The 26,440-nt window shown below is 66.9% G+C and carries 21 protein-coding genes; 17 read left to right on the plus strand and 4 right to left on the minus strand.

Translation table 11 applies throughout. The annotated features are described in order from the left end of the window. Positions 1–14 precede the first annotated feature (14 nt). Positions 15–1,592, plus strand: a complete 1,578-nt coding sequence (locus IFT58_RS04755) for a BCCT family transporter (RefSeq protein WP_192081317.1) — start codon at positions 15–17, stop codon at positions 1,590–1,592. A 607-nt stretch (positions 1,593–2,199) separates the two neighbouring features. Here IFT58_RS04755 and ggt read toward each other — a convergent pair. After that, positions 2,200–3,921 carry a gamma-glutamyltransferase gene (gene ggt / locus IFT58_RS04760; protein ID WP_342029536.1) on the minus strand — a complete coding sequence of 574 codons (1,722 nt, stop codon included), beginning with the start codon at positions 3,919–3,921 and terminating at the stop codon, positions 2,200–2,202. 508 nt (positions 3,922–4,429) lie between these two features. Between ggt and ilvC the strand changes: the two genes are divergently transcribed. The 9 genes from ilvC to leuB all read left to right on the plus strand — a co-directional run bounded on the left by ilvC (position 4,430) and on the right by leuB (position 14,082). Then, positions 4,430–5,404 (plus strand): ketol-acid reductoisomerase, encoded by a 975-nt coding sequence (gene ilvC / locus IFT58_RS04765; protein WP_192081316.1) that lies wholly within the window; start codon positions 4,430–4,432, stop codon positions 5,402–5,404. Positions 5,405–5,443: 39 nt separating this feature from the next. Beyond that, positions 5,444–7,180, plus strand: coding sequence for an acetolactate synthase 2 catalytic subunit (ilvG, locus tag IFT58_RS04770; protein ID WP_192094053.1), 1,737 nt, complete (start codon positions 5,444–5,446; stop codon positions 7,178–7,180). Further along, on the plus strand, positions 7,164–7,412 hold the full coding sequence (locus IFT58_RS04775) for an ACT domain-containing protein (RefSeq protein WP_188326245.1): 249 nt from the start codon (positions 7,164–7,166) through the stop codon (positions 7,410–7,412). Before ilvG ends, IFT58_RS04775 begins: the two co-directional genes overlap by 17 nt. An 87-nt stretch (positions 7,413–7,499) precedes the next feature. Continuing rightward, positions 7,500–8,600, plus strand: a complete 1,101-nt coding sequence (locus IFT58_RS04780; RefSeq protein ID WP_192081314.1) for a threonine dehydratase — start codon at positions 7,500–7,502, stop codon at positions 8,598–8,600. Then, positions 8,597–10,180, plus strand: coding sequence for a 2-isopropylmalate synthase (locus IFT58_RS04785; protein ID WP_192081313.1), 1,584 nt, complete (start codon positions 8,597–8,599; stop codon positions 10,178–10,180). Before IFT58_RS04780 ends, IFT58_RS04785 begins: the two co-directional genes overlap by 4 nt. 10 nt (positions 10,181–10,190) lie before the next feature. Beyond that, positions 10,191–10,970 (plus strand): class I SAM-dependent methyltransferase, encoded by a 780-nt coding sequence (locus IFT58_RS04790; protein ID WP_192081312.1) that lies wholly within the window; start codon positions 10,191–10,193, stop codon positions 10,968–10,970. A gap of 61 nt (positions 10,971–11,031) precedes the next feature. Then, positions 11,032–12,450, plus strand: coding sequence for a 3-isopropylmalate dehydratase large subunit (gene leuC / locus IFT58_RS04795; protein ID WP_192081311.1), 1,419 nt, complete (start codon positions 11,032–11,034; stop codon positions 12,448–12,450). Further along, positions 12,450–13,028 carry a 3-isopropylmalate dehydratase small subunit gene (gene leuD, locus IFT58_RS04800; protein WP_192081310.1) on the plus strand — a complete coding sequence of 193 codons (579 nt, stop codon included), beginning with the start codon at positions 12,450–12,452 and terminating at the stop codon, positions 13,026–13,028. Before leuC ends, leuD begins: the two co-directional genes overlap by 1 nt. Next, on the plus strand, positions 13,018–14,082 hold the full coding sequence (leuB, locus tag IFT58_RS04805; protein ID WP_188326239.1) for a 3-isopropylmalate dehydrogenase: 1,065 nt from the start codon (positions 13,018–13,020) through the stop codon (positions 14,080–14,082). The genes leuD and leuB overlap by 11 nt, the downstream gene beginning before the upstream one ends. Positions 14,083–14,704: 622 nt before the next feature. Here leuB and IFT58_RS04810 read toward each other — a convergent pair. Both IFT58_RS04810 and IFT58_RS04815 read right to left on the minus strand, forming a co-directional pair. After that, positions 14,705–17,869, minus strand: coding sequence for an efflux RND transporter permease subunit (locus tag IFT58_RS04810; protein WP_192094054.1), 3,165 nt, complete (start codon positions 17,867–17,869; stop codon positions 14,705–14,707). 4 nt (positions 17,870–17,873) lie between these two features. Next, positions 17,874–19,016 carry an efflux RND transporter periplasmic adaptor subunit gene (locus IFT58_RS04815; RefSeq protein WP_192094055.1) on the minus strand — a complete coding sequence of 381 codons (1,143 nt, stop codon included), beginning with the start codon at positions 19,014–19,016 and terminating at the stop codon, positions 17,874–17,876. A 123-nt stretch (positions 19,017–19,139) separates the two neighbouring features. Between IFT58_RS04815 and IFT58_RS04820 the strand changes: the two genes are divergently transcribed. From IFT58_RS04820 to IFT58_RS04830, 3 genes are all read left to right on the plus strand, one after another. Next, a complete protein-coding gene (locus IFT58_RS04820; RefSeq protein ID WP_192094178.1) occupies positions 19,140–19,826 on the plus strand; it encodes a TetR/AcrR family transcriptional regulator in 687 nt (228 codons plus the stop codon). Between the two features lie 139 nt (positions 19,827–19,965). Then, positions 19,966–20,613, plus strand: a complete 648-nt coding sequence (locus IFT58_RS04825; RefSeq protein ID WP_188326235.1) for a protein-L-isoaspartate O-methyltransferase — start codon at positions 19,966–19,968, stop codon at positions 20,611–20,613. A gap of 16 nt (positions 20,614–20,629) precedes the next feature. Continuing rightward, positions 20,630–21,988, plus strand: a complete 1,359-nt coding sequence (locus IFT58_RS04830; RefSeq protein WP_192081306.1) for a TolC family outer membrane protein — start codon at positions 20,630–20,632, stop codon at positions 21,986–21,988. A gap of 82 nt (positions 21,989–22,070) precedes the next feature. On the opposite strand, the gene IFT58_RS04835 is transcribed toward IFT58_RS04830, so the two are convergent. Continuing rightward, entirely contained in the window at positions 22,071–23,036 is a 966-nt protein-coding gene (locus tag IFT58_RS04835; RefSeq protein ID WP_192081305.1) for a hypothetical protein, read from the minus strand. Between IFT58_RS04835 and IFT58_RS04840 the strand changes: the two genes are divergently transcribed. The 4 genes from IFT58_RS04840 (at position 23,035) to IFT58_RS04855 (ending at position 26,401) form a co-directional block, all read left to right on the plus strand. Next, positions 23,035–23,331, plus strand: coding sequence for a hypothetical protein (locus IFT58_RS04840; protein WP_192094056.1), 297 nt, complete (start codon positions 23,035–23,037; stop codon positions 23,329–23,331). The two genes, IFT58_RS04835 and IFT58_RS04840, sit on opposite strands and share 2 nt — an antisense overlap. A 222-nt stretch (positions 23,332–23,553) precedes the next feature. Next, on the plus strand, positions 23,554–24,222 hold the full coding sequence (locus IFT58_RS04845) for a hypothetical protein (protein WP_192094057.1): 669 nt from the start codon (positions 23,554–23,556) through the stop codon (positions 24,220–24,222). 65 nt (positions 24,223–24,287) lie between these two features. Further along, positions 24,288–25,673 carry a magnesium transporter gene (gene mgtE / locus IFT58_RS04850; protein WP_192094058.1) on the plus strand — a complete coding sequence of 462 codons (1,386 nt, stop codon included), beginning with the start codon at positions 24,288–24,290 and terminating at the stop codon, positions 25,671–25,673. Further along, positions 25,673–26,401, plus strand: a complete 729-nt coding sequence (locus IFT58_RS04855) for an MgtC/SapB family protein (RefSeq protein ID WP_192094059.1) — start codon at positions 25,673–25,675, stop codon at positions 26,399–26,401. Before mgtE ends, IFT58_RS04855 begins: the two co-directional genes overlap by 1 nt. Positions 26,402–26,440: the final 39 nt, after the last annotated feature.

Raw genomic sequence — 26,440 nt, forward strand, 5'->3', positions numbered from 1 at the left:
GGAGAAGCCCCTTCATGGTGTTTCGAATTTCCATCGCACTGGTCGCCGTACTGGTGCTGCTCGCCGGCCTGATGCCCGGCCCTTTCAATTCCGTCGTACAGACGGTGCTCGCTGAAGTAGTGCGCGGGGCGGGCTGGCTGTACCTGCTGGTCGTGTTCCTTACCCTCTCCTTCCTGCTCTATCTCGCGTTTGGCCGGTTCGGCGCTCTGCGTATCGGCGGAGAAGACGCGGAGCCGGATTTTTCCCGCGCCAGCTGGATGTCGATGCTGTTTGCCGCAGGCATGGGCATCGGTCTGGTGTTCTGGGGCGCTGCCGAGCCGGTATCGCACTTCGTCAAGCCACCGGAGGGCCTGGAGCCGCTTGGCATGGAGGCCGCACGCGCGTCGATGCGCTACTCCTTCTTCCATTGGGGCCTGCACCCGTGGGCGATCTACGCGCTGATCGGCCTGTCGATGGCGTGGTTCCAGTTCAACCGCAACGGGCGCGGTCTGGTCAGTGACATGCTGCAACCGATCATCGGCCACCACCATCGTGGCTGGATCGGCCAGATCGTCAACATTGCCGCCGTCGTGGCGACCGCCATCGGCGTGGCGACCACGCTGGGCTTCGGCACCATCCAGATCGCCGCCGGGCTGGAGCGGGTGTTCGGCATTCCGGCCAGCATCCCGACCCAGATGGTCATCATCGCCGTCGCCTTCGTGCTGTACATGGCCTCGACCATGAGCGGCGTGGACCGCGGCATCAAGTGGTTGTCCAACTTCAACCTGGGCCTGGCCGCCCTGCTGCTGGCCATGGTGCTGGTGCTGGGCCCGACCGGCTTCATCTTCGATACGTTCACCACCACGCTGGGTTCCTACCTCAACCAACTGGTGACGATGAGCCTGCGCATGTCGCCGTTCTCGGGCAGCACGTGGGTGGCGGACTGGACGATCTTCTATTGGGCGTGGTGGATCGCCTGGGCGCCCTTCGTGGGCTCGTTCATCGCGCGCATTTCCCGCGGCCGCAGCGTGCGCGAGTTCGTCATCGGCGTGGTGATCGCGCCGACCGTGCTCGGCTTTGTCTGGTTCTCCGTCTTCGGTGGCACGGCGTTGTGGTCGCAGTTGTTCGGCCACGTGGACCTGGTGGCAGCATTGGGCAACGGCTACGAGACCGTTCTGTTCACGATGTTCGACAGCCTCCCGATGCCGACGGTACTGGCCAGCGTTGCGCTGGTGCTGCTGATGATTTTCTTTGTGACCTCGGCGGATTCCGCCGTGCTGGTGCTGGCCAGCATGTCGACCGACGAAGCCGGTGATCCGCCGCTGAAGCGGAAGATGGCGTGGGGGGTGGCGATTGCCTTGATCGCCGGGGCCCTGCTGCTGGCCGGTGGGTTGTCGGCCCTGCAGGGCATGATCACCATCGCCGCGTTGCCCTTCGCCCTGCTGATGATCCTGGTGATGATCTCGCTGTACCGCGTGCTGGACCAGGAATGGACACGTGAGCGGCGCAAGGCACAGCGCGCGCGGCACATGATCGAATCCTGGATCGAACGCGAGATGGCCGCACAGGAAGAGACCCGCGAAGAGTCTGCACGGGCCGCAGCGCGCGACTGATCGGTGTGGGGGTGGGTGCCGGGCTTGCAGCCCGGCGGCCCGCTTGAAGCAACGGCCACTGCAAGTGCAACTGCAACTGCTGTGCAGTGCTGCTTGCTGGCGGGGCGGGGTGGGTTGGCGGGGGGCGGCAGAAGCCGCATCCTGCGGGCCTCGTTTCGCGCCATCCATGGCGCGGGTCCACGTCATCGCTTCGCGCTGCCGCTCCCACGCTTTGCTTCGCAAACCGTGGGCCCCGTCTCACCAGCACCCACACCCCGCCGCTTCGCGGCCGCCCCTGACTCAGGGGCTCCCTCCACCCGACGCGGTCAACGAGGCCTGCGGTAGCGCCGAGCCGTGCTCGGCGGAATGTTTCCGCCAACGGCCCGCTGCGCTCGCCGACCATGGGTCGGCGCCACCGCTTTTCTCTTCTTTACTACGCGGCTGGCGGCCACGGAATCTGTCAGGGCCGGGTGGGGGAGGCTGGGCGGGGGCGTTGAGTGCCATGGATGGCACGAAACGAGGCACGCATGGATGCAGCTCTTGCCGTCCCCCGACCAGCCTCCCCCAACCGGCCCAAGCTCAGCTGTGGCTCTCCCGCCCGCCACGAGGGGGTCTCACCCGTTCGACGTCAGTAACCCGCCGCCTGCCCGTCCTTGCGGCTCTCCGACGCGCCGTAATACACGCCGGTATCGGGGTCGCGCATGATCGCCTGGTAGCCACCGTACGGACCGTCTGCGAACACGACCCGATGGCCCTTGCGCATCAACGCCCGGATCGTGTCATACGCAAATCCGGTCTCCAAGTTCACCTCGCCCCCGTCGATCATCGCCGTCGCCTGGCCCGTCGGCTCGGTTGACCCTTCGTGCTGGATCCGCGGCGCATCGCCGGCTTCCTGCAGGTTCATGCCGAAGTCCACCAGGTTCATCACGATCTGCGCATGGCCCTGCGGCTGCATCGCACCGCCCATCACCCCGAAACTGGCGTACGGCTTGCCGTCCTTGGTGATGAAGCCCGGAATGATCGTCTGGAAGGGCCGCTTACCCGGCGCATACCCGTTGGGATGGTCCTTCTGCAGCACGAACATCTCGCCACGGTCCTGCAGGATGAACCCCAGTCCCGGCGGGGCCATGCCGCTGCCCATTCCGCGGTAATTCGACTGGATCAGGGAGACCATCATCCCGTCCGCATCGGCGACGGTCAGATAGATCGTATCGCCTTCCTCCAGTTGCTTCGGCGTGCCCGGCTGTACTTCCTTCAATGCCTTGTCCATCGAAATCAGCGCGCGTCGCTCGGCCGCGTACTCCTTGGAAATAAGCCTGGCCACCGGTGCGGCGGGCTGGAATGCCATGTCGGCATAGAAGCGCGCGCGATCGGCGAACGCCAGCTTTTTCGCTTCGACGAACAGGTGCACATGCTCGGGCGAGCCAAACGGAATCTTCGAGAAATCGTAGCCTTCCAGCACGTTGAGGATCTGCAGCGCGGCGATGCCCTGGCTGTTGGGCGGCAGCTCCCATACATCGAAGCCGCGATAGTTGCTGCTGACCGGCTCGATCCATTCCCCGTGGTGCGCGGCCATGTCATCGAAGCTCAGGTAGCCGCCGTTGGCCTTGAAATAGGTACCGATGGTGCGCGCGATGTCGCCCTTGTAGAACGCATCACGCCCGCCGTCGGCGATCGTCTGCAGCGTGTCGGCCAGGTTCGGGTTTTTCCACATGTCGCCCTTGCGCGGGGCATGGCCGTCCACCGTGAACTGTTCCTTGAATCCCGGGTACACGGACAAGCGCGGCACGGAGCGATCCCAGTAGTAGGCGATCACTTCAGCGACCGGATGGCCTTCGCGCGCGTAGCGGATCGCCGGCGCCAGGTTGTCCGCCATCGGCTTGCGGCCGAACCGTTCGTGCAGCGCGAACCAGCCATCCACCGCACCCGGGACCGACACCGGCAACGGACCCGTGGCCGGAATTTCCTTCAGTCCACGGCGCTTGAACTCCGCCAAGGTGAGTGAACGGGGTGAACGCCCCGAGCCGTTGTAACCATGCAGTTTCTGCGTTTTCGGATCCCACACGATCGCAAACAGATCACCGCCTACCCCATTGCCGGTGGGCTCCATCAGGCCCAGCGCGGCATTGGCCGCAATGGCCGCATCGACGGCGCTGCCGCCGTTCTTCATCACATCCAACGCAATCTGCGTCGCAAGCGGCTGCGAGGTGGCGGCCATCGCGTGCGGGGCGATCACCTCCGAGCGGGTGGCAAACCCCTGGCCGGTAATGCGATCAGCCGCCAACGACAGTGTCGGCAAGGCAGCGAGCAGGGCGGCGGCGAGCAGGCCGCGGGCAATTCGTCGGGTCACGTCGGGGGCATCCATGAGGAAGATGATCGATAGTCGCGCGTCTGCGCGCTGCTGCCTATGCGGCATAGGTCACCCTGGGAAGGTGGGCGCTGGGGATATCGCGCGGATGACGCGATCGACGTTTGCGAGACCATGGCTCACAGGTCGTTTCAGGCGCAACAATGCAGGCCCGACAAGGGTTTCGCATGGATGCACGGGTAACCAATCCGCGTGTTCCGCGAAGGGTTGACAGACCCCGTCGCGCATGTTTTCCTCGAACCCATGTTGCAGCGCCACACGCCACCGCCGACGAACTCCGAGCCCGCCATCACCGGCGCCGCCTCGCTGCGTTCGCTCCTCGTACTCGTACTTATTAGCCAGCCCACCGGAGCGGGACGAGCCAGCGTGTAAGCAACAGACACACAGGTACTCGATCAAAACCCGCACCGGTCCCGGCGCGGGTTTTTTCGTTTCAGAACATGGCAACACCCTCCCTCCTTACCCAACACCTCTGCAAGGAACCACCACGATGAGCACCAACGACCTGCCCCAGACCAAGATCGCTGTCGTCGGCTACGGCAGCCAGGGCCGCGCGCATGCGCTGAACCTGCGCGAATCCGGCTTCGACGTGGTGGTGGGCCTGCGCCCCGGCGGTCCGACCGAAGTAAAGGCACAGGCCGATGGCTTCACCGTCAAGGCACCGGCGGAGGCCGTCAAGGACGCTGACCTGGTCGCCGTGCTGACCCCGGACATGGTGCAGAAGAAACTCTACGAGGACGTGCTGGCGCCGAACATGAAACAGGGCGCGGTACTGCTGTTCGCGCATGGCCTGAACGTGCATTTCGACATGATCACCCCACGCGATGACCTGGACGTGGTGCTGGTCGCGCCCAAGGGACCGGGTGCGTTGGTCCGTCGCGAATACGAGATCGGCCGCGGCGTACCGTGCATCTGGGCCGTCCACCAGGACCGCAGCGGTAACGCCGCCGCGCATGCGTTGGCCTATGCCACCGGCCTGGGTGGCGCACGCGCCAATCTGATCCAGACCACGTTCAAGGAAGAGACCGAGACGGATCTGTTCGGCGAGCAGGCCGTGCTGTGCGGCGGTGCCTCGGCGTTGGTGCAGGCAGGATTCGAGACGCTGGTGGAAGCCGGCTACCAGCCGGAGATCGCGTACTACGAGGTGCTGCACGAGCTGAAGCTGATCGTCGACCTGTTCTACGAAGGCGGTATCTCGCGGATGTTGGAGTTCATCTCGGAGACGGCGCAATACGGTGACTACGTCAGTGGCCCGCGGGTGATCGATGCCGGCACCAAGGAGCGCATGAAGGAAGTCCTGAAGGACATCCAGGATGGCACCTTCACCAAGAACTGGGTGGCCGAGTACGAAGCGGGCCTGCCGAACTACAACAAGTTCAAGCAGGCCGACCTGGATCACCCCATCGAAAAGGTAGGCAAGGAACTGCGCGCCAAGATGGTCTGGTTGCAAGGTCAGGCCGCGTAACCCGCGCGGCCCTCCCCCACCCGCTCTGCAAGGTTTCCCATGAACAACCCCGCACCACGCAGCGCGCCGCCCAACGGCGCGCGCTGGCTGACCCAGGCCCTGGAGGCCGAAGGCGTGCAGACGCTGTTCGGCTACCCCGGTGGCACCATCATGCCGTTCTACGATGCACTGGTGGATTCGCAGCTGAAACACGTGCTGGTCCGCCACGAACAGGGCGCTGCGCTGGCTGCCAATGGCTTCGCCCGTGCCAGCCGCCGCGTCGGGGTGTGCATCGCCACCTCCGGACCGGGTGCGTCCAACCTGATCACCGGCATCGCCGATGCGATGCTGGATTCGGTCCCGATGGTCTGCATCACCGGCCAGGTCGCCACGCCGCTGCTGGGCACCGACGCATTCCAGGAACTGGACGTGTTCGGGCTGACCCTGCCGATCGTCAAGCACAGCTGGCTGGTCCGCAGCGTCGATGATCTGCCGCGCGTGGTCGCCGATGCCTTCCGCATCGCCCGTGAGGGTCGCCCCGGGCCGGTGCTGATCGACCTGCCCAAGGATGTGCAGGTCGCCGACGCCAGCCATCTGCCGGCGCACGTGCCGGCCGCCGTGGAGCCGCCGCCGGCTCCCGCCGAGCAGGCCATCGCCGACGCCATTGCCGCGATCGCCGCGGCGGAAAAGCCGGTGATCTATGCCGGCGGCGGCATCGCCCTGGGTGATGCGGTGCAGGCCCTGCGCGATTTCGCCGAGGCCAGCGGCATCCCTGCCGTGCTGACCCTGCGCGGCCTGGGCGCCCTGCCCGCCGGCCATCCACAGTCGCTGGGCATGCTGGGCATGCACGGTACCCGGGCGGCCAACATGGCCACCCAGGAAGCCGATCTGCTGCTGGTGCTGGGCGCACGTTTCGATGACCGCGCCACCGGCAAGCTGGGGGAGTTCGCACCGTTCGCCCGGGTCGTGCACATCGACGCGGACGCCTATGAAATCTCGAAGCTGCGCACGGCTGACATCGCCGTGCCCGGCAACGTGGCCCATGCAATCCGTGCCCTGCACGCGGCCTTCCCGGCGCCGCTGGCCAACCACGCCGCATGGCGCGCGCGCTGCGCGCAGAACCGCGAGAAGTTCATCGCGCGCTACGACGCCCCTGGCAAGCACATCTACGCTCCGGCGCTGCTGAAGCGGCTGAGTGAACTGGCGCCGGCCGATGCAGTGATCGCCTGCGATGTCGGCCAGCACCAGATGTGGGTCGCCCAGCATTGCCGCTTCAACCATCCGCGCAACCACCTGACCAGCGGCGCCCTGGGCACGATGGGCTTCGGCCTGCCGGCGGCAATGGGCGCGCAGTTCGCCTGCCCCGACCGCACCGTGGTGCTGGTGTCCGGTGACGGCAGCTTCATGATGAACGTCCAGGAGCTGACCACCATCGCCCGCTGCCGCCTGCCGGTGAAGATCGTGCTGCTGGACAACAGCTCGCTGGGCATGGTCCGGCAGTGGCAGGAACTGTTCTTCGCCGAGCGCTACAGCGAGATCGACCTGTCCGACAATCCCGATTTCGTCGCCTTGGCCAAGGTGTTCGGCATTGCCGCCACACGCATCGATGCGCGTGACGATGTCGAAGGCGGCCTGGCCGCGCTGCTCGCCGAGCCGGGCCCGGCGCTGCTGCATGTCGGCATTGATGCGCGCGCGAATGTCTGGCCACTGGTGCCACCGAACACCGCCAACAGCACGATGCTGGAATCCAACCCCGCCCATGTCAGCCAGGAGACCCCCAATGCAATACCGGCTTGATCTGGTGCTGCACCCGGCCGAAGGTGCCCTGCTGCGGGTGATCGGCATGGCCGAGCGCCGTGGCTTCGCACCGCGCGCCATCCATGGCGCCCCCGATGCGCAGGACCAGGGCCGCTGGCACCTGCAGTTGGTGGTGGACGGTACGCGCCCCCCGGAGACGCTGTGCCGCCAGATCGAAAAGATCTACGACTGCGTATCGGTGCAGGTCACCGCACTGGGAGTCGCCGCATGAACGCCCGCACCTCCAATGGGGTGCTGGCACGGGGGCGTCTTCTTCGCCGCCCGCCGCCGTCACCGTTCGCGCCGCGCGTGGATCGTCATGCCCGCCCCTGACCGCGCTGCCAGCGAGCCCGACGTAGGCGATGTAACCGTCGCCGACGTGCTGGCCGCGCAGGCCCGCCTGCGCCGCTTCCTGCCGCCGACGCCGCTGCACCATGCAGAACGCTTCGGCACCTGGCTGAAGCTGGAGAACCTGCAGCGCACCGGTTCCTACAAGGTGCGCGGCGCACTGAACGCGCTGCTGGCCGGGCGCGAGCGCGGCGACGCACGGCCGGTGATCTGCGCGTCGGCCGGCAACCATGCCCAAGGCGTGGCGTGGGCCGCTCACCGGCTGGGCGTACAGGCGATCACCGTGATGCCCCATGGCGCACCGGCCAACAAGATCGCGGGCGTGGCCCATTGGGGCGCCACCGTCCGCCAGCACGGCGACAGCTACGACGACGCGTGGGCGTTCGCCGTGGAGCTGGCCAAGCAGCACGACTATCGCTTCCTGTCTGCGTTCGACGACGCCGATGTCATCGCCGGTCAGGGCACGGTCGGCATTGAACTGGCCCCCTATGCACCGGATGTGGTGATCGTCCCCATTGGCGGCGGCGGCCTGGCCTCCGGCGTCGCACTGGCACTGAAGTCGCAGGGCGTGCGCATCGTCGGCGCACAGGTCGAGGGCGTCGATTCGATGGCCCGCGCCATGCGCGGTGACATCCGCCCCATCGCACCCGTTGCGTCACTGGCTGACGGCGTGCGGGTGAAGATCCCCGGCTTCCTGACCCGCCGCCTGTGTGCCTCCCTGCTGGACGACGTGGTGATCGTGCGCGAAGCCGAACTGCGCGAGACCTTGGTGCGGCTGGCCCTGGAAGAGAACCTGATCGCCGAAGGCGCCGGTGCGCTCGCGCTGGCTGCTGGCCGCCGCGTCGCCGGCCGACGCAAATTTGCCGTCGTCTCCGGCGGCAACATCGATGCCTCCGTGCTGGCCGGCCTGCTGACCGACGTGCGCCCACGCGCGCCGCGCAAGCCGCGCCGCCGTCGCCCTGAAACCCTGCGAGCGCCTGCCATGGCCGTCGCCCTTCCCCCTTTGAAACCTGCTGCTTCCCCTTCCCATTTGAACGCCGCACTGCCCGTTGTCGAGGAGACCTCCCCATGAACACGCCGACCATCGAACGAATTACCCCGCCGCGCATCCGCATCTTCGATACCACCCTGCGCGACGGTGAACAGTCCCCGGGCTGCAGCATGAGCCCGCAGCAGAAGCTGGTGATGGCGCGCGCGCTGGACGAGCTGGGCGTGGATGTGATCGAAACCGGCTTCCCGGCCAGTTCGCAGTCCGACCGCGAAGCAATGACGATGATCGGCCGTGATGTGCAACGCCCCATCCTGGCCGTGCTGTCGCGCTGCCTGGCCGCTGACATCGAAACCTCGGTACGCTCGCTGGATTCGGCGGCGCATCCGCGCCTGCACGTCTTCCTGTCCACCAGCCCGCTGCACCGTGAGCACAAGCTGCGCATGACCCGCGAACAGGTGCTGGAGTCGGTGCGCAAGCACGTGGCGCTGGCGCGCTCGTACATCGACGATGTCGAGTTCTCCGCCGAGGATGCAACCCGCACCGAACTGGATTACCTGATCGAGGTATCACGCGTCGCCATCGCCGCCGGGGCCACCACCATCAACCTGCCCGACACCGTGGGCTTCACCACCCCGGAAGAGATCCGCGCGATGTTCCAGCAGGTCATCGCCGGTGTAGCCGACGTCACCGGCGCCGACCGCGTGGTGTTCAGCACCCACTGTCACAACGATTTGGGACTGGCCGTGGCCAACTCGCTGGCCGCCATCGAAGGTGGCGCACGCCAGGTGGAGTGCACGGTGAACGGCATCGGCGAGCGCGCCGGCAATTGTGCCGTGGAAGAAATCGCCATGGCGCTGAAGGTGCGACAGGCCTTCTACGAGCAGGACACCGCGATCAACACCCAGCGCATCGTATCCACGTCGCAGCTGCTGCAGCGGCTGGTCGGCATGCCGGTGCAGCGCAACAAGGCCATCGTCGGCGCCAACGCGTTCGCGCATGAATCGGGCATCCACCAGCACGGCATGCTGCGTCATCGCGGCACCTACGAAATCATGCGGCCCGAAGACGTGGGCTGGGAGGATTCGCAGATGGTGCTGGGTCGCCACAGCGGCCGCGCGGCCGTCGAGCAGCGTCTGCGCGCACTGGGCTTCTGGCTGGAAGAAGACGAGCTGAAGCTGGTGTTCGAGCAGTTCAAGGCGTTGTGCGAGCAGCAGCGCGTGGTCACCGACGCGGACCTGCAGACGCTGATGCAGGGCGGTGCCAGCGCCCCCGGCTATCGCCTGGCCTCGATGACCATCAGCGATGTCGGCAGCCGTGCCAATGCCCTGGTCGAACTGTCCGACGCCGATGGCAACCGCGTGGCCGAGACCGCCCAGGGCGACGGGCCGGTGGATGCACTGTTCGGCGCGCTGTCCTCGGCCACCGGCGTCAGCCTGCAGCTGGACAGCTACCAGGTGCACAGCGTGGGCATCGGCGCCGACGCGCGCGGCGAGGCCAACCTGAGTGTGCGCAACGGCGATGAGGTCTTCGAGGGGACCGGCACCAGCCGCGACATCATCGAAGCCTCCGCCCTGGCGTGGCTGGACGTCGCCAATCGACTGCTGCGCCAGCGCGATGCCGTTGTGGCCAGCAACGAAGCCCCCCACCCCGCCACGGCCTGAGGACACTTCGATGAACGCTTTCGACACCGCCGCGCCACCTGTGGATGCCGGCCAGCGCTGGAACGCGCAGGACTACGCCATCGATGCCGGGTTCGTTCCGGTGCTCGGCGGTGCCGTGGCACGCCTGCTCGATGCGCGCAGCGGCGAACGCGTGCTCGACCTGGGCTGCGGGGACGGCGTGCTCAGTACCGAACTGGCGCTGACCGGCGCCCGGATCACCGGCGTCGACGCATCGCCCGAGCTGGTGATCGCCGCCCGTGCACGTGGCCTGGACGCGCAGGTGATGGACGGCCATGCCCTGACATTCGACGGAGAGTTCGATGCGGTGTTCAGCAATGCAGCACTGCACTGGATGCGCGAGCCGGACCGCGTGCTGGCTGGCGTGCGCCGCGCGTTGAAGCCCGGCGGACGCTTCGTCGCCGAATTCGGGGGACAGGGCAACGTGGCCACCATCGTCGGTGCCATCCAGGCCGCACGCGTGGCCCACGGTCATGGCGAAAGCCCGTTCGCCTGGTACTTCCCTACCGCTGACACCTACAGCGACCGCCTGCGCCAGCATGGATTCCATGTGCAGTTCGCCGAACTGATCGAGCGCCCCACGCCCCTGCCCACCGGCATCGAAGGCTGGTTGCGCGTGTTCGCCAGCCCCTTCCTGGATGACCTGCCGCCTGGCGCCGCCGCGCGCGTGCGCGAGGGCGCCGCCGCACTGCTCAGCGAACTGCCCCGGGATGCGTCCGGACAGCCGTTGGCCGACTATGTGCGCCTGCGGGTGCTCGCGCGTCGCCGCTGACCTTGACCGCTTCCCGTTCTGCCTTGATGTTCACCACCGTATCAACCTGCCAGGCCATCGCATGACCCCCGCACCCCGCACCCTGTACGACAAACTGTGGGACACCCACGTGGTCGTCCCCGAATCCGACAGCGCACCTGCCGTGCTGTACATCGACCTGCACCTGATCCACGAAGTCACCTCGCCGCAGGCATTCACCGAGCTGCGCGAACGCGGTCTGTCGCCGCGCCGGCCCGACCTCACCAAGGGCACCATGGACCACTCCACGCCGACGCTGCCCGCGCGCGCCGATGGCTCCCTGCCCTACGCCAGCGCCGCCTCCGAAGCCCAGGTGGCGATGCTGGCGCGCAACTGCGCCGAGTACGGGGTTGAACTGTTCGACATGGCCTCGGCCAGCCGCGGCATCGTGCATGTCATCGCGCCGGAACAGGGCTTCACCCAGCCCGGCATGACCATCGTCTGCGGCGACAGCCATACCTCCACGCACGGCGCCTTCGGTGCGCTGGCCTTTGGCATCGGCACCAGCGAAGTCGGCCACGTGCTCGCTACGCAGTGCCTGCTGCAGCGCAAGGCCAAAACGATGGCGATCACCGTCGAGGGCGCCCTCCCCCCCGGCGTAGGTGCCAAGGACGTGGTCCTGCACATCATCGGCGTGATCGGCGTCAACGGTGGCACCGGCCACGTGCTGGAGTTCCGCGGCAGCACCATCGCCGCCATGGACATGGAGCAGCGCATGACCCTGTGCAACATGTCCATCGAGGCCGGTGCACGCGCCGGCATGGTGGCCCCGGACCAGATCACCTTCGACTGGGTCGCCGCCACCCCGCGCGGGCCCAAGGGGGCTGATTTCGATGCCGCCGTGGCGCGCTGGTCGCAGTTGCGCAGCGATGAAGGCGCACGCTTCGATGCCGAGGTGTCGATCGATGCAGCGGACATCCGCCCCACGTTGACCTGGGGCACGCATCCCGGCACGGCCATCGCCGTGGATGCACCCATTCCCGCCGCCCACGATGCCGCCGCGCAGAAGGGCCTGGACTACATGCAGTTCCATGCCGGTGACACCCTCGAAGACACGCCGGTGGACGTGGTCTTCGTCGGCTCCTGCACCAATGGCCGCCTGAGCGACATGCGCGAAGTCGCGCACGTGCTGCAGGGCCGTCGCGTGGCCGACCGCGTGCGCATGCTGGTGGTCCCCGGTTCGGAGATCGTCAAGCGCCAGGCCGAAGCCGAAGGCATCGACGCGATCGTGCGTGCGGCCGGGGCCGAGTGGCGCGAGCCAGGCTGTTCGATGTGCATCGCCATGAACGGCGATCTGGTCGCGCCGGGCCAACTGGCGGTGAGTACCAGCAACCGCAATTTCGAGGGCCGCCAAGGGCCGGGCTCGCGCACCCTGCTGGCTTCGCCGATGACCGCCGCGTGGGCGGCGGTGAACGGCCACGTTGCCGACGTCCGTGACCTGTTCACCCAGGAGGTGGCGTGATGCCCGGCTTCCGTACCCTGAGCTCGGCCAGCGTCGTGCTGCGCCAGACCAACATCGATACCGACCAGATCATCCCGGCGCGCTTCCTGTCCACGACCGAGCGTGCCGGCCTGGGCCGCAATGCCTTCAATGACTGGCGCTGGACCGCCGACGGCACGCCCAATCCGGATTTCGCCTTCAACCAGCCAGAGAATGCAGGCCGCAGCATCCTGCTGGCCGGCCGCAACTTCGGCTGCGGCTCCTCGCGCGAGCATGCGCCGTGGGCCCTCACCGATCTCGGCCTGCGCGCGATCATCAGCAGCGAGATCGCGGATATCTTCCGGGGCAACGCGCTGAAGAACGGCCTGCTGCCGGTAGTGCTGGACGAGGCCGACGTGCAGGCGCTGATGCAGCGCCCGGACGATACCCTGACCCTGGACATCGCCGCGCGCGAGGTCCGCACCCCCGATGGTCGCGTCTACACGTTCCCGCTGGACGGCTTCTCGCAGACCTGTCTGCTGGAAGGTGTCGACCAGTTGGGCTACCTGCTGGGCCGTGTCCCCGACATTGAACGTTATGAGAGTGAACATGCACGCTGAGATCGTCGTATTGCCCGGTGATGGCATCGGCCCGGAAGTAGCTGCTGCCGGTGTCGCCGTGCTGGAAGCCATTGCCACCCGTTTCCATCACAGCTTCAGCTTCAAGGAACACGACATCGGCGGCATCGCCATTGATCGCCATGGCGCGCCGCTGCCGGCCAGCACCCTGGATGCCTGCCGTGCCGCCGACGCGATCCTGCTGGGTGCCGTCGGCGGCCCGAAGTGGTCCGATCCCAACGCCACCGTGCGACCCGAGCAGGGCCTGTTGGCAATCCGCAGGGCGCTGGGCCTGTACGCGAACCTGCGCCCGGTACGCACGCACGAAGCCGCGCTGCACGCTTCGCCGATCAAGCCCGAGCTGCTGCGCGGCGTCGACTTCGTGGTGGTTCGCGAGCTGACCGGCGGCATCTATTTCGGTGAGAAGACCCGCACCGCGGATGCGGCCAGCGACCTGTGCAGCTACAGCGTGGTGGAGATCGAGCGCGTGCTGCGCAGCGCGTTCCAGCTGGCACGCCAGCGTCGCGGCAAGGTCACGTCGGTGGACAAGGCCAACGTGCTGGAAACCTCCCGCCTGTGGCGCGACGTCGCCACCCGTCTGGGCCGCGACGAGTTCGCCGACGTGTCGCTGGAGCACCAGCTGGTCGATTCGATGGCCATGCACCTGCTGGCCAAGCCGCGCGAGTACGACGTGATCGTGACCGAGAACATGTTCGGCGACATCCTGACGGACGAAGCGTCGATGCTGGCCGGCTCACTGGGCCTGCTGCCGTCGGCATCGCTGGGTGAACCCGGCGCGGTCGGCATCTACGAGCCGATCCACGGCTCGGCACCGGACATCGCCGGCAAGGGCATCGCCAATCCCTACGCGACGATCTTCAGCACGGCGATGCTGCTGCGCCACTCGTTGGGGCTGGACGCGGAGGCCGCTGCGGTGGAAGCGGCGGTGCACGCGGCGCTGGATGCCGGTGTGTTCACGGCGGACCTGGCAGCGGCCGGTGCGGCGGTGTCGACGCAGCAGGCTACGGCGGCGGTGGTCGCACGACTGCAGGGCTGAGGGGGTTGCCGGGCTGCGCCCGGCACCCGCAGAGGCAACTGCAAGTGCAACTGCAACTGCAAGTGCAACTGCAACTGCAACGTCAACGTCAACGTCAACGTCAACGTCAACGTCTGCAGGGTCGTGGGTTGGTGGGGCGGGGTGGGTTGGCGGGGGACGGCAAGAGCTGCATCCATGCGGGCCTCGTTTCGCGCCATCCATGGCGCTCAACGCCCCCGCCACCCCACCCCACCCCACCATTGACAGGTCCATGGCGGCCACGGAACGTTCGGGCCTGCGGCCATCGGTAGCGCCGAGCCGTGCTCGGCGGAATGTTCCCGCCAACGGCCCGTTGCGCTCGCCGACCATGGGTCGGCGTTACCGGTGACAGTAAATCGTCTGGTGGGGGGAGCCCCTGAGTCAGGGGCGGCCGCGAAGCGGCGGGGTGTGGGTGATGGTGAGACGGGGCCCACGGTTTGCGCAGCAAAGCGTGGGAGCGGCAGCGCGAATGCGATGACGTGGACCCGTGCCATGGATGGCACGAAACGAGGCACGCATGGACGCAGTTTTTGCCGTCCCCCGCCCAGCCCCACCGCCCGGCCCACCCGCAGATGCAACTGAACGTAGCCAACCGCGAGGGGGCTCAGCCCGTTCGACCGTCTTCCTTCCGCACCCGGAACCACGCCGCGTACAACGCCGGCAGGAACACCAGCGTCAGCACCGTGCCGACGATCAGTCCGCCCATGATCGAAATCGCCATCGATCCGTAGAACGCGCTGCGTGACAGCGGAATCATCGCCAGCACCGCCGCCAGCGCGGTCAGCACGATCGGCCGGAAGCGGCGAACCGTCGCATCCAGGATCGCATCCCAGCGGTCATGCCCAGCATCGATGTCCTGCTGGATCTGGTCGATCAGGATCACCGAGTTGCGCATGATCATGCCCGCCAGTGCGATCGTACCGAGCAGCGCGACGAACCCGAACGGCACCCGGAAGATCAACAGGAACAACGTCGCGCCGATGATGCCCAGCGGTGCGGTGACCAGCACCATCGCCGCGCGGGAAAAGCTCCGCAACTGCAGCATCAGCAACGTCGCCACCACTACCAGGAACAACGGCATGCCGGCCTTGATCGAGTCCTGGCCGCGTGCCGAATCTTCCACCGTACCGCCGGTTTCCAGCAGGTACCCACTGGGCAGCTCGCTGCGCACGTCATCCAGGGTGGGCAGGATCTGCTGCACCACGTCCAGCGGCTGCATGCCATCGCCGATGTCGGCGCGCACCGTCACGGTCGGCAGGCGGTCGCGGTGCCAGATGATGCCATCCTCGAAGCCCTGCTCCAGCGTCGCCACTTGCGACAGACTGATGCTGCCGCCGCTGGCGGTCGGCATCGACAGGCTGGCCAGCAGCGCCAGATGGGCACGCTCGTCGGCCGGGCCGCGTACCAGCATTTCGATCTGCCGGTTGCCCTCGCGGTACACGCTCACGCTCTGCCCGGCCAGTGAACTGGCCAGGAACTGGCTGACCTGCGCACTGCTCACCCCCAACGCGCGGGCGCGGTCCTGATCGATCACCAGCCGCACCACCTTGCTCGGCTCGCTCCAGTCCAGGTTGACGTTGATCGTATGCGGATTGGCGCGCACCTTTGCCTCGACCTGGCGGGCCAGCGCTTGTACCTGGGCCACATGTTCGCCCGACACACGGAACTGCACCGGGTACCCGACCGGCGGACCGTTCTCCAGCCGCGTCACCCGCATCTGCACGTCCGGGAACTGCGGGATCACCTCGTCCATCAACCAGTCCCGGGTGGTTTCGCGCGCTTTGGTGTCGTTGGCCAGCACGACGAACTGGGCGAAGTTGGTGGCCGGCAGTTGCTGGTCCAGCGGCAGGTAGAAGCGCGGTGAACCGGTGCCGACATAGGCCACGTAGTTGCGGATGCCCTCACGACCCGCCAGCAGCTTCTCCAGCTTGATGGCCTGGTCACGGGTGGCGTTCAACGACGCGTCTTCGGCCAGTTCGATGTCCACCATCAGCTCCGGCCGGGTGGAATCCGGGAAGAACTGTTGCGGTACGAAGCGGAACAGCACCAGCGAGCCGACGAACAGCAGCGCGGTGGCGGCGATGACCCACCAGCGGTGGCGCAGGCAAGCGTCGAGGAAGCGGCGGAAGCGCACATAGAACGGCCGCTGGTAGGGATCATGGTCGTGCCCGTGCTGCGGCGGCGCGACCAGGTTCGATACGGCCGGCCAGCGGTCCGCCCACGCCTGCCGGCGTGCATGCCAGCGCGCGGTGAAACTGCCCGGTTTCGGCGGCTGGCGGTTGAACAGGTCCGGCAGCATCTTGTCGCCGAGGTAGGGAATGAACAGCACTGCTGCGATCCACGACACCACCAGCGCGATGGTCACCACCTGGAACAGCGAACGGGTGTACTCGCCGGTGCTGGAGGCCGCCGTCGCGATCGGCAGGAAGCCGGCCGCGGTGATCAGCGTCCCGGTCAGCATCGGGAAGGCGGTGGACTCCCACGCAAAGCTGGCCGCACGCAGGCGATCGTAGCCCTGCTCCATCTTGGTGGCCATCATCTCCACCGCGATGATCGCATCGTCCACCAGCAGGCCGAGCGCCAGCACCAGCGCACCCAGCGAAATCTTGTGCAGGCCGATGCCAAAGTAATGCATGACGAAGAAGGTCATCGCCAGCACCAGTGGAATGGTCACGCCTACCACCAGCCCGGTGCGCAGGCCCAGCGAGAAGAAACTGACCAGCAGCACGATCACCACCGCTTCGGTCAGCACCTGCACGAACTCACCCACCGACTCTTCCACCGCCTTGGGCTGGTCGGACACCTTGCGCAGCTGCATGCCCGCCGGCAGGGTCTTCTGCAGTCGTTCGAACTCCGCATCCAGATGCGCACCGAGGGCGAGGATGTCGCCGCCATCCTTCATCGCCACCGCCAGACCGATCGCATCGGCGCCCATGAAGCGCATCTTCGGCGATGCCGGATCGGCGAAGCCCCGCTTCACCTCGGCGAGGTCGCCCAGGCGCACGGTACGTTCACCGGCACGGATCGGAAACGCGCGTATCGCCTCGATGCTGTCGAACTGCCCGCTCACCCGCAGCTGCACGCGGTCGGTGGCGGTTTCGAAGAAGCTGGTGCCGGTGATCGCGTTCTGGTCGGCCAGCGCCTGCTGCACCTGCTGCATCGACACCCCCAGCGTGGCCAGCTTGGCGTTGGACAGCTCGATCCAGACCTTTTCATCCTGCAGCCCGACCAGGTCGACCTTGCCCACGTCCGGCACCCGCTGCAGCTCCAGCTGGATGCGGTCGGCGTAGTCGCGCATCACCGCATAATCGAAGCCTTGGCCCGTCAGTGCGTAGATGTTGCCGAAGGTATCGCCGAACTCATCATTGAAGAACGGACCGACGATCTCCCGTGGCAGCGTGGCCTGGATGTCGCCCACGCGCTTGCGTACTTGGTACCACAGGTCTGGGATCTGCTTGGAGCGCAGGTCGTCGCGGGCCATGAAGATCACCTGCGATTCGCCGGGGCGCGAATACGAGCGGATGAACTCGAACTCGCCGGTGTTCATCAGCGCTTTTTCGATCGGCTCGGTCACCTGCCGCGACACCTGCTCGGCCGTGGCACCGGGCCACAGCGTGCGCACCACCATCGCCTTGAACGTGAAGGGCGGATCTTCGGACTGACCCAGATGCTTGTAGGACCACACCCCGATCAGGGCGAAGGCCAGCATGGCGAACAACACAAGCGGGCGGTTGGCCAAAGCCCATTCGGAAAGATTGAAACGGCGCACGGGCTTACTCCTTGCCCTTCGGCGCAGGGGCAGGACCGCGGACGGCCGGCTTCAGGACCGGCTGGTTCTGCCGGTCCACGGCCACCACCGGTTGTCCGGCGCGCAGCAGATGGCCTCCGGCGGCAACCACCCAGTCCTGCGCGGTGATACCGCTCGACACGGGCACGCTGTCGCTGCCGTAGGCACCGGTGGTCACGCTCACCGCCTTCAAGGTGGCGGTGTCGGGATCCACCACCCACACGCTGGCACGGCCGTCGGCACCGCGCTGCAGCGCGGCCAGCGGAAGTTGCAGGGCACCGGCACCGGAGCCCGAAGGCGCCACATGCACGCGCGCGCTCTGCCCCAGGCTCACCTCGGCCAGCGCATCCGCCGCCAGGCTGACGCGCGTGGCATAGGTGCGCGACTGCGGATCAGCGGCGGCGGCGATCTCGCGGATGGTGCCCGGCAACATCGACCCGGCACGGTTCCACAGGTCCACCTGCACGGCCTGGCCCACGGCAAAGTCACGCAACGTCGCTTCCGGCAGATCGATCAATACCTCGCGCCCCCCATCGGCGGCCAGGTTGAAGATGGTCTGCCCGGCCGTCACGACCTGCCCGGCTTCGGCCTCGCGGCTGGCAATCACCCCGTCCGTCGGCGCGCGCAACTGCGCATAGCCGGCCTGGTTGCGCAGCACATCGAGATTGGCCCGCGCCGCATCCGCCTGGCCCTGCGCCGCTTTCAACGCAGCGGACTGCTGGTCCAGTTCGGAGCGGCTGACCAGCTGCTGCGCGGCCAGTGCCTCATAGCGCCGATGGTCGTCGCGTGCGCGCACCAGGTCGGCCTGGGCGGCGGCCAGCTGGGCCTGCGACGCACGCGCCTGCAGGGCGAAGTCGGCCACATCGAGCTCGGCCAGGACCTGGCCTTTGCTGACGCGTTGGCCGGCATCGACGTCGCGTTTGACCAGGTTGCCGCCCACCCGGAACGACAGCGCGCTTTCCTGCCGCGCGCGGACTTCACCGGGGAACACGGTGCCGCCCTGACCGGTCACCACGCCAGGATGCACGACGAGCACCGGAACGGCAGCAACCGCCTCCTCCTTGTTGCCCGAGCAGGCAGCGAGCACAGCCACACCCAAGGCAAGTCCCATCCAGCGCACGATCTTCATCGATAGTCGTCCTGATAACGCGTTCAAAGTGGTGGCGGCCACGCGGTGCGGGGCGCCGGGCGATTAGTAAACCCGGCGGTATAGTATAAATATCGAACCGATTGGTCTAGTATTAGCGTGATGATGTGTCCCTTCTCCCCCAAGCGTGGCGCGAAACCTGCTGGCAAGACGGCAGGTCCCGGTCGTCCCAAGGACCTGGGCAAGCGCGCCGCGATCCTTGATGCCGCCAAGGCGCTGTTCGTCGAGCAGGGCTACACCGGTGTCAGCATGGATACGATCGCCGCCCAGGCCGGTGTCTCCAAGCTCACCGTCTACAGCCATTTCGGCGACAAAGAAGCCCTTTTCACCGAAGCGGTGAAGTCCAAGTGCATCGAGATGTTGCCCGATACCCTGTTCGTGGCAGAGGCCGAAGGTCCCCTGCGCGACCAGTTGCTGGGGATCGCCCACGCCTTCTTCGACATGGTCACCTCCGATGCGGCGGTGTCCGTGCAACGGGTGATGATGGCGCCGGAGACCGACGACCGGCTGCGCGAAATGTTCTGGCAGGCGGGCCCGAAGCGCACCACGGATGCGCTGGCCGAGTTCCTGCGTGCCCGCGCGACGGGCGGTGAGCTGGAGATCGACGACTTCCCGACGGCCGCGCTGCAGTTGATGACGCTGGTCAAAGGTGAGCTGCATACGCACCTGATGTGCGGCCTGATGCCGGCGCTGGCGGCCTGCGATGCCCGCACCCATGTTGCGGCCAGCGTGGACTTCTTCCTGCGTGCCTACGCGCCGCGCCCCGTGGCCGCGGCACCCGGCGGTGGCTGATCCGTACAACCTGAACAAGCCGGAGGTCGCGATGACTTCCGGCACTGCGTCCCCGGCCGCCCTGAATACATGCTCTGGGCGCGCCGACGGCCTCCGGCACCGGTAAAATGGCCGGCCCACTGCGCTGGATTGGAACCTCATGACGATTGACTACGCACACGCCCGTGAACTGATGGTGGAACAGCAGATCCGTCCCTGGGACGTGCTGGACATCAAGGTGCTCGACGTCCTGGCCCGCCTGCCGCGCGAAGCCTTCGTGGCTGAAGCGCACCGCGCGCTGGCTTATGCGGACATCGAGCTGCCGCTCGACGGCGGGCAGAAGATGATGAAGCCGGTGGTGGAAGGCCGCACGCTGCAGGCGCTGGATCTGCAGCCGGGCGACGAAGTGCTGGAAATCGGCACCGGCAGCGGCTACCTCTCGGCCTGCCTCGGCGCGCTCGCGCGCGACGTACTGAGCCTGGAGATCGACCCGGAGCTGGCCGCCACCGCGCGTGCGCGACTGGACAGCACCGGGCTGGGCACCAATGTGCGCGTGGAAGTGGCCGACGCCCTGGCGTGGCAGACCGAGCGCCGCTTCGATGTGATCTGTGTCACTGGCGCAGTGGACAAGGTGCCGTCACAGTTCGCCTCGTGGCTGCGTCCCGGTGGTCGCCTGTACATCATCCACGGCCGTTCGCCGGTGATGGAAGCGATCCTGGTCAACGCCGATGGCAGCACCGAATCGCTGTACGAAACCGATATCGATTACCTGCGCGGTGCCGCGCCGGCCCCCCAGTTCCACCTCTGAGTCCAAGGAAGCCGCAATGATCCGCCGAACCCTCGCTATTGCGCTGGCCACCGTCCTGCTGCCGTTGTCCGCCCATGCCGCCGACCTGCTGCAGGTCTACGAAATGGCCCGCAATGGCGATCCGCAGCTCTCGGCTGCCGAGTCCACCCGGTTGTTCGACAAGGAAGGCGCCGTGCAGGCACGCGCCGCCCTGCTGCCGCAGATCAACGGCGTCGCCTCGTTGAACCGCTCGCGTACCGAAGACCGGGGCAACAACACCGGCACCTTCGAAAGCCGTCGCCGCACCTACACCATCGATGGCAGCCAGACCCTGTTCAACTGGAGCCAGTTCAGCACGCTGCGTGCGCAGCGCGAGCTGAGCAAGGCGGCTGATTTCACCCTGGATTCGGCCAACGACAACCTGATCGTCCGCACCTCGGCCGCCTACTTCAACGTGCTGGTGGCGATCGAATCGCTGAACGCGGCCAAGACCAACGAAGAAGCGGCCAAGAAGCAGTTCGATTTCGCCGACAAGCGTCTGGAAGTCGGCCTGGCACCGATCACCGACGTGCATGAAGCGCGCGCCCAGTACGACCAGGCACGTGCCAACACCATCGTCTCGCAGAACACCCTGGCCGATGCCTACCAGGCGTTGACCGAACTGACCGGCCAGCCGGTGACCAACCTGCGCGGCCTGCCGGAAGACTTCCGTCCGGAAGTGCCGGCCAACCGCGGCAACGTCGACCAGCTGGTACAGAGCGCCGTCGCGCAGAATCCGGCGCTGAAGGCGCAGGAACTGCAGGTCAGCGCCTCCGAAGCCAGCGTGCAGTCCGCACGTGCCGGCCACCTGCCGACGCTCGCGCTGGGCGCCAGCGTGGGCCAGGGCGCAACGTGGGGTGACAGCGTCGGTTCGGGTGGCCTGAGTCCGGACACGCGCACCAACAGTGTCGGCCTGACCTTGAACGTACCGATCTTCTCCGGCGGCGCCACGCAGTCCGCGGTGCGCCAGGCGCTGGCCCAGCGTGACATCGCCCAGGACGGCTACGAGCAGCAGAAGCGCGCGCTGGACCGCAACACGCGTAATGCCTACCAGACCCTCGTGGCCGGCATCAGCGAAGTCGAAGCGCGGCGTCTTGCCGTGGTGTCCGCGCAGAGCGCGTACGACGCCTCGCAGGTCGGCCTGGAAGTGGGTACGCGCACCGTGCTGGACGTCATCCAGAACCAGCGCATCCTGTTCTCCGCGCAGCTGGACTACGCGAACGCGCGTTACACGTTCCTGCAGAACCGCCTGCTGTTGAGCCAGGCCGTGGGTGGTCTGGACATCGCCGAGCTGCAGGAGATCAACCGCCTGCTGACTGTCGATGCCGGCAACCCGAGCACCACCGTCGGCAACTGATCACCGCTGCGGTGTGAAAACACGAAAGCCACCCGCATGCGGGTGGCTTTTTTCGTCATGACGGCTGCAGGCCGTCAGCCCATCACCAGACCATGTTCACCGCGACCTGCGGCACGACCACCGCACTGCTGTTGCGTCCGGCAAGCGACACCTGCGCGCCGGCCACCAGGGCGACATTGTCGTTCCAGTGATACTGCACCGCCGGCACGACCGAGAAGCGCCAGCTCGACGGGTCACGCCGATGGAATTCCTCGCGCCCGGCCGCTGCCGGCTGCGTGCCATGCAGACTGCTCTCACTCTCACGCTCGTGCAGCAGTTCGCCCGCCAGCACCCAGGTGCGCGACAGGCTGTACTCGGCGGCCAGCAGACTGGTCATCGCCGCCCCCATCCGCACCCGCCCATCGAAACCGCTCGGGGTACCGAAGGCGCTCTGGCCGCGGACACCGGCGTTGGCACCTGGCGTGCGCCACAACGTGCTGGCGCGCAGGCGCAGATGGCCATCGACGAAATACGCCTGGCCGTGCAGACCGAAACTGGTAGCCCCCACGCCGGTACCGCTGGCCACCGAAATAGGGCGCTCTTCCAACCGGTCGTGATGGCCGGTGGCGATGCTCTGGCGCACGGCGAGGGTCAGCGTCGGGCGGTTCGGGCCGTCGCCTTTGTACAGCCCGATCAACGCCGACAAGGTCGTATCGCCGATGTCGAACGCACGCGAGTGATCGCCATCGCGGTTGTACGACGCGTTGAAACTCGCGGCGACGGTGACCCGCTCGTGCAGGCCGTATTGCACCGGCACGGCCAGGTACCACCCGTCCGGACCACTCGCATCGTGTCGATCACCTTGCCCGTCATACACACCGCGCAACTGGCTGTTGATCAGGTACGGCTCGATGTTGAGCATGCCCACCGGCAGCGGGGGCGCAGGACTCAGCAGAGGACCGGCGAAACGGGGCGACGATTCGGCGAAAGCGGCAGGCGTCGTCATGACGCTGCCCAACAGCAGCAGGCAGGCGCGTGACACGTGCTGCCGGGTGGTTCGTTCGTGCATGGTGTTCCTCTCTCCAAATCAGGCGTTTTTGCCTGCGCTGACGACGCTAGAGCGCGAGGCGCCGGGCGGACATGGGGAAAGTTGGAATATGAAAATACGAACTCTATCGAAAGGCACTAAACCGAACGTCACCGCTATCGACGGCATCCCACAGCGCAGACAGCATGGCGCTGCCATGTCGTATATGACGCCTCGCGACAGGTGGCAGTGGCCTGCCATTACGCAGATTCGTGCCGCATCGCACGGATATGCGCGCTTTGCAGGGTTTCTGCTTGACCTGCGCTGGTCCAACTGACCACCATGCGCGCACTTCATCGCCCCGGGGGCCCCTGCTTGGACAGTCACAGTAGATTCTGCTTTTACTGAGCGGATCCGACACTGCCAGGCAGGTCGCGTCCGCCAGGACGAGGCCCTGCGCCGTCCCTTGCCGACGGCCTGATCTTCGAACATCGCATTCTTTACCTTCGGCCCAAGTGGGAGCCGCTGGCGTATCCGTTTTGTTTTCCGGAGTACGACCATGCGCTTCACCTCTCTTCGCCTTGCCCCGCTGTGGGCGACCCTCACCGTCAGCGGCCCCTCGCTCGCTGCGGCCAGCCTGCTGGTGGACGACGCCGGCACCACGCCCGAATCCAGCTGCCAACTGGAAAGCTGGATCCGCAACACCACCGGCCATAGCGAACGCACCGCCGTGCCGGCGTGCACCGTGGCAGGCACGGAGTGGTCCTTCGCGCTGAGCCATCTGCGCGGTAGCGGTGATACCCCGTGGGCCATTGGTGCCAAGCGTACGCTGCGCGGTTGGCACGCTGACCGGATCCAGTTGGCCGGTGCCCTCCAGACCGGGGGTGACCTTCGCCACGGTGGGGCCCGCGGCTGGGCAGTCAACGTCCCGTTGAGTATCGCGGTGGATCGGCAAGGTGACGTGTTGATCCATGCCAACACGGGCTGGGTGCGATCACGCACCGAGCGCGGGCTGACCTTCGGCGCCGGCACTGAAATCCGGATCGCACCGCGCTGGTCCGTGCTGGCCGAGCAGTACCGCGATGCCGCTCGCCAACGCAGCAGCCAGTTCGGCGTGCGCCGCCTGCTACGCAACGACGCCTCGCTGGATCTGCTCGTCGGCCGCCAGCACGGCGCGGCCTCTGATTCGTGGCTCACGGTGGGTCTGAACCTGCCACTGAGCCGATAACCCTTCCCCATCAACGCCGCTGTTCGCGGCTACCTGCCTATCGCACCCTGTCCAGGAGACTTCCCATGAACCGCGAAGAGATGATGTTCGCCGTCCGCCGTTTCGCCCACGCCCCCGATCGCGCGGGCTTCGCCGAACTGGTCCGCACCTGCCACCCGTCCGATCTCGCCGATGCCCTGCAGGCGATCAGCGTCCGCCCTGCTTCGACCTTGCTGCAGCTTCTGGAGACGCCACAGCGCGCGATGCTGTTCTCGCACTTCGACGCCGAACGGCAGGATGCGCTGGTTGCCGTGCTGCCGGCCAAGGAGCTTTCCGAGCTGTTCGCGCAGATGCCAGCCGACGACCGCGCCGACCTGTTCAACCGGCTGGATGCCCCGGGAAAATCCGGGCTGTTGGACGGCCTGGATGAGATCGAGCGCGATGACGTCCTGGCATTGTCCGCCTACCCGGAATCCGCCGTCGGCTCCGCGACGACGTCGGACTTCGTGGCCATCGGCAGCAGCATGACCGTCAGCGCAGCACTGGACCATATCCGCGCGACGGCGCCGGACAGCGAAACGGTCTATGTGCTGTACGTGCTCGATGCCCAGCGGCACCTGCAGGGGACGGTGTCCCTGCGCGACCTGGTGGTGGCGAAGCCCGACACCCGCGTGGCCGGACTGCTGCGGCCGGATGCGGTTTTCGTGCGTGCGGCGTGGCCACGCGTGCAGGCCGCTGACCTGATCCGCCGTTATGACCTGCTCGCGGTACCCGTGCTGGATGACAAGGACCGCATGATCGGCATCGTGACCGTGGACGATGCGATGGACATCGACAAGCAACAGGATGCCAATCAGCTCGCACGCTTTGGTGGCACGTCCACCGGCAAGGGGGGCGACCTGGATGTGATGACCACCCCCCTGCGCAGGATGTTCAGCGTGCGCGTGTTCTGGCTGGCCGTGCTGACCTTCTTCGGCATCATCACCAGCACCTTCGTCGCCGCCCAGGAGGAACTGCTGAGCCAGGCCATCGTGCTGGCCGCCTTCATCGCCCCCATTGTCGACATGGGCGGCAATACCGGCAGCCAATCCGCCACGCTGGTGATCCGCGGCATGGCGCTGGGTGAGCTGGGATTGAACTGGCGCCACGTGGGGTTCGTGATCCGCCGTGAACTGCCGGTGGCGGCCATGCTCGGCATCACCATCGCCCTGCTGGAAGCCGTGCTGGCGTACTTCAGCAAGGGCGTGGGCACGGACGTACTGCTGGTGGTGGGCCTGAGCATGCTGGTCTGCACCGCACTCGGCGGCGTCATCGGCGCACTGCTGCCGTTCCTCGCGCGGCGCTTGGGCACCGATCCGGCGACGCTGTCCTCGCCGCTGATCACCTCGGTCATGGACCTGATCGGCGTGTTCGTCTACTTCGGCTTTGCGTGGGCGTTCCTCGGTGACCAGCTGACCGGGGCGGCGGGCTGATGCGCCTGTTGCAGCACCTGGACGTTACCGCCACGCTGGATACCGTCACCAGCCTGTCCTTGGCCTTCCTGCTGGGGGGCCTGGTGGGCCTGGAGCGGCAGTATCGGCAACGCACTGCCGGCCTGCGCACCAACGTGCTGGTTGCCGTCGGTGCGGCGCTGTTCGTCGACATCGCGATGCGTTTCCACGCACATTACGGCGGTACGCCGAACCCGCTGCAGGTGGTGGCCTATGTCGTATCGGGCGTGGGCTTCCTGGGGGCCGGCGTGATCATGCGCGAGGAAGGCAACATCCGCGGCATCAATACCGCCGCCACGTTATGGGGGTCGGCCGCGATCGGCGTGGCCGCAGGCACCGGCATGCTGGCAGAGGCCGTGCTGGGAACGGTATTCGTGCTCGCCGCGAACACCCTGCTGCGGCCGATCGTCAACGCGATCAACCGCCGTCCACTGGATTCGGACACGGTGGAAGTGACCAACATCGTGCACGTGATCGTAGGACGCCACCGCCAGCGCGAACTGATGGCGGCGCTGGAAAGCGCGCTTGAGCGGCACGCCTATCCGGTCACCGATCTGCAGGTGACCGCGTTCGGCGAAGAGGACGTGGAGATCGAAGCCGTCCTCACGGCAACGTCCGTGGATGCCGATGCCATGGACGGCATGGTGCATGCGTTGCAGTCGCTGCCTGGCGTGCGCCAGGCATTCTGGAGTCCAAGCACGAGTGGCTGATGGGCGCCGCGCCGCTACCTTCATGGCAGCGGCGCGGCC

It is taken from the genome of Stenotrophomonas sp. CFBP 13718 (assembly GCF_014842145.1).
In the GTDB taxonomy this organism is placed as follows: Bacteria; Pseudomonadota; Gammaproteobacteria; order Xanthomonadales; family Xanthomonadaceae; genus Stenotrophomonas.

Coding starts and splice junctions, on each gene's coding strand:
- IFT58_RS04825 (WP_188326235.1), top strand. CDS start 19,966: ATGACGATTGACTACGCACACGCCCGTGAACTGATGGTGGAACAGCAG.
- leuD (WP_192081310.1), top strand. CDS start 12,450: ATGCCCGGCTTCCGTACCCTGAGCTCGGCCAGCGTCGTGCTGCGCCAG.
- IFT58_RS04815 (WP_192094055.1), bottom strand. CDS start 19,016: ATGAAGATCGTGCGCTGGATGGGACTTGCCTTGGGTGTGGCTGTGCTC.
- IFT58_RS04845 (WP_192094057.1), top strand. CDS start 23,554: ATGCGCTTCACCTCTCTTCGCCTTGCCCCGCTGTGGGCGACCCTCACC.
- mgtE (WP_192094058.1), top strand. CDS start 24,288: ATGAACCGCGAAGAGATGATGTTCGCCGTCCGCCGTTTCGCCCACGCC.
- ilvC (WP_192081316.1), top strand. CDS start 4,430: ATGAGCACCAACGACCTGCCCCAGACCAAGATCGCTGTCGTCGGCTAC.
- IFT58_RS04830 (WP_192081306.1), top strand. CDS start 20,630: ATGATCCGCCGAACCCTCGCTATTGCGCTGGCCACCGTCCTGCTGCCG.
- IFT58_RS04775 (WP_188326245.1), top strand. CDS start 7,164: ATGCAATACCGGCTTGATCTGGTGCTGCACCCGGCCGAAGGTGCCCTG.
- IFT58_RS04820 (WP_192094178.1), top strand. CDS start 19,140: ATGTGTCCCTTCTCCCCCAAGCGTGGCGCGAAACCTGCTGGCAAGACG.
- IFT58_RS04835 (WP_192081305.1), bottom strand. CDS start 23,036: ATGCACGAACGAACCACCCGGCAGCACGTGTCACGCGCCTGCCTGCTG.
- IFT58_RS04785 (WP_192081313.1), top strand. CDS start 8,597: ATGAACACGCCGACCATCGAACGAATTACCCCGCCGCGCATCCGCATC.
- IFT58_RS04855 (WP_192094059.1), top strand. CDS start 25,673: ATGCGCCTGTTGCAGCACCTGGACGTTACCGCCACGCTGGATACCGTC.
- IFT58_RS04780 (WP_192081314.1), top strand. CDS start 7,500: ATGCCCGCCCCTGACCGCGCTGCCAGCGAGCCCGACGTAGGCGATGTA.
- IFT58_RS04790 (WP_192081312.1), top strand. CDS start 10,191: ATGAACGCTTTCGACACCGCCGCGCCACCTGTGGATGCCGGCCAGCGC.
- IFT58_RS04840 (WP_192094056.1), top strand. CDS start 23,035: ATGGTGTTCCTCTCTCCAAATCAGGCGTTTTTGCCTGCGCTGACGACG.
- IFT58_RS04755 (WP_192081317.1), top strand. CDS start 15: ATGGTGTTTCGAATTTCCATCGCACTGGTCGCCGTACTGGTGCTGCTC.
- leuB (WP_188326239.1), top strand. CDS start 13,018: ATGCACGCTGAGATCGTCGTATTGCCCGGTGATGGCATCGGCCCGGAA.
- leuC (WP_192081311.1), top strand. CDS start 11,032: ATGACCCCCGCACCCCGCACCCTGTACGACAAACTGTGGGACACCCAC.
- ilvG (WP_192094053.1), top strand. CDS start 5,444: ATGAACAACCCCGCACCACGCAGCGCGCCGCCCAACGGCGCGCGCTGG.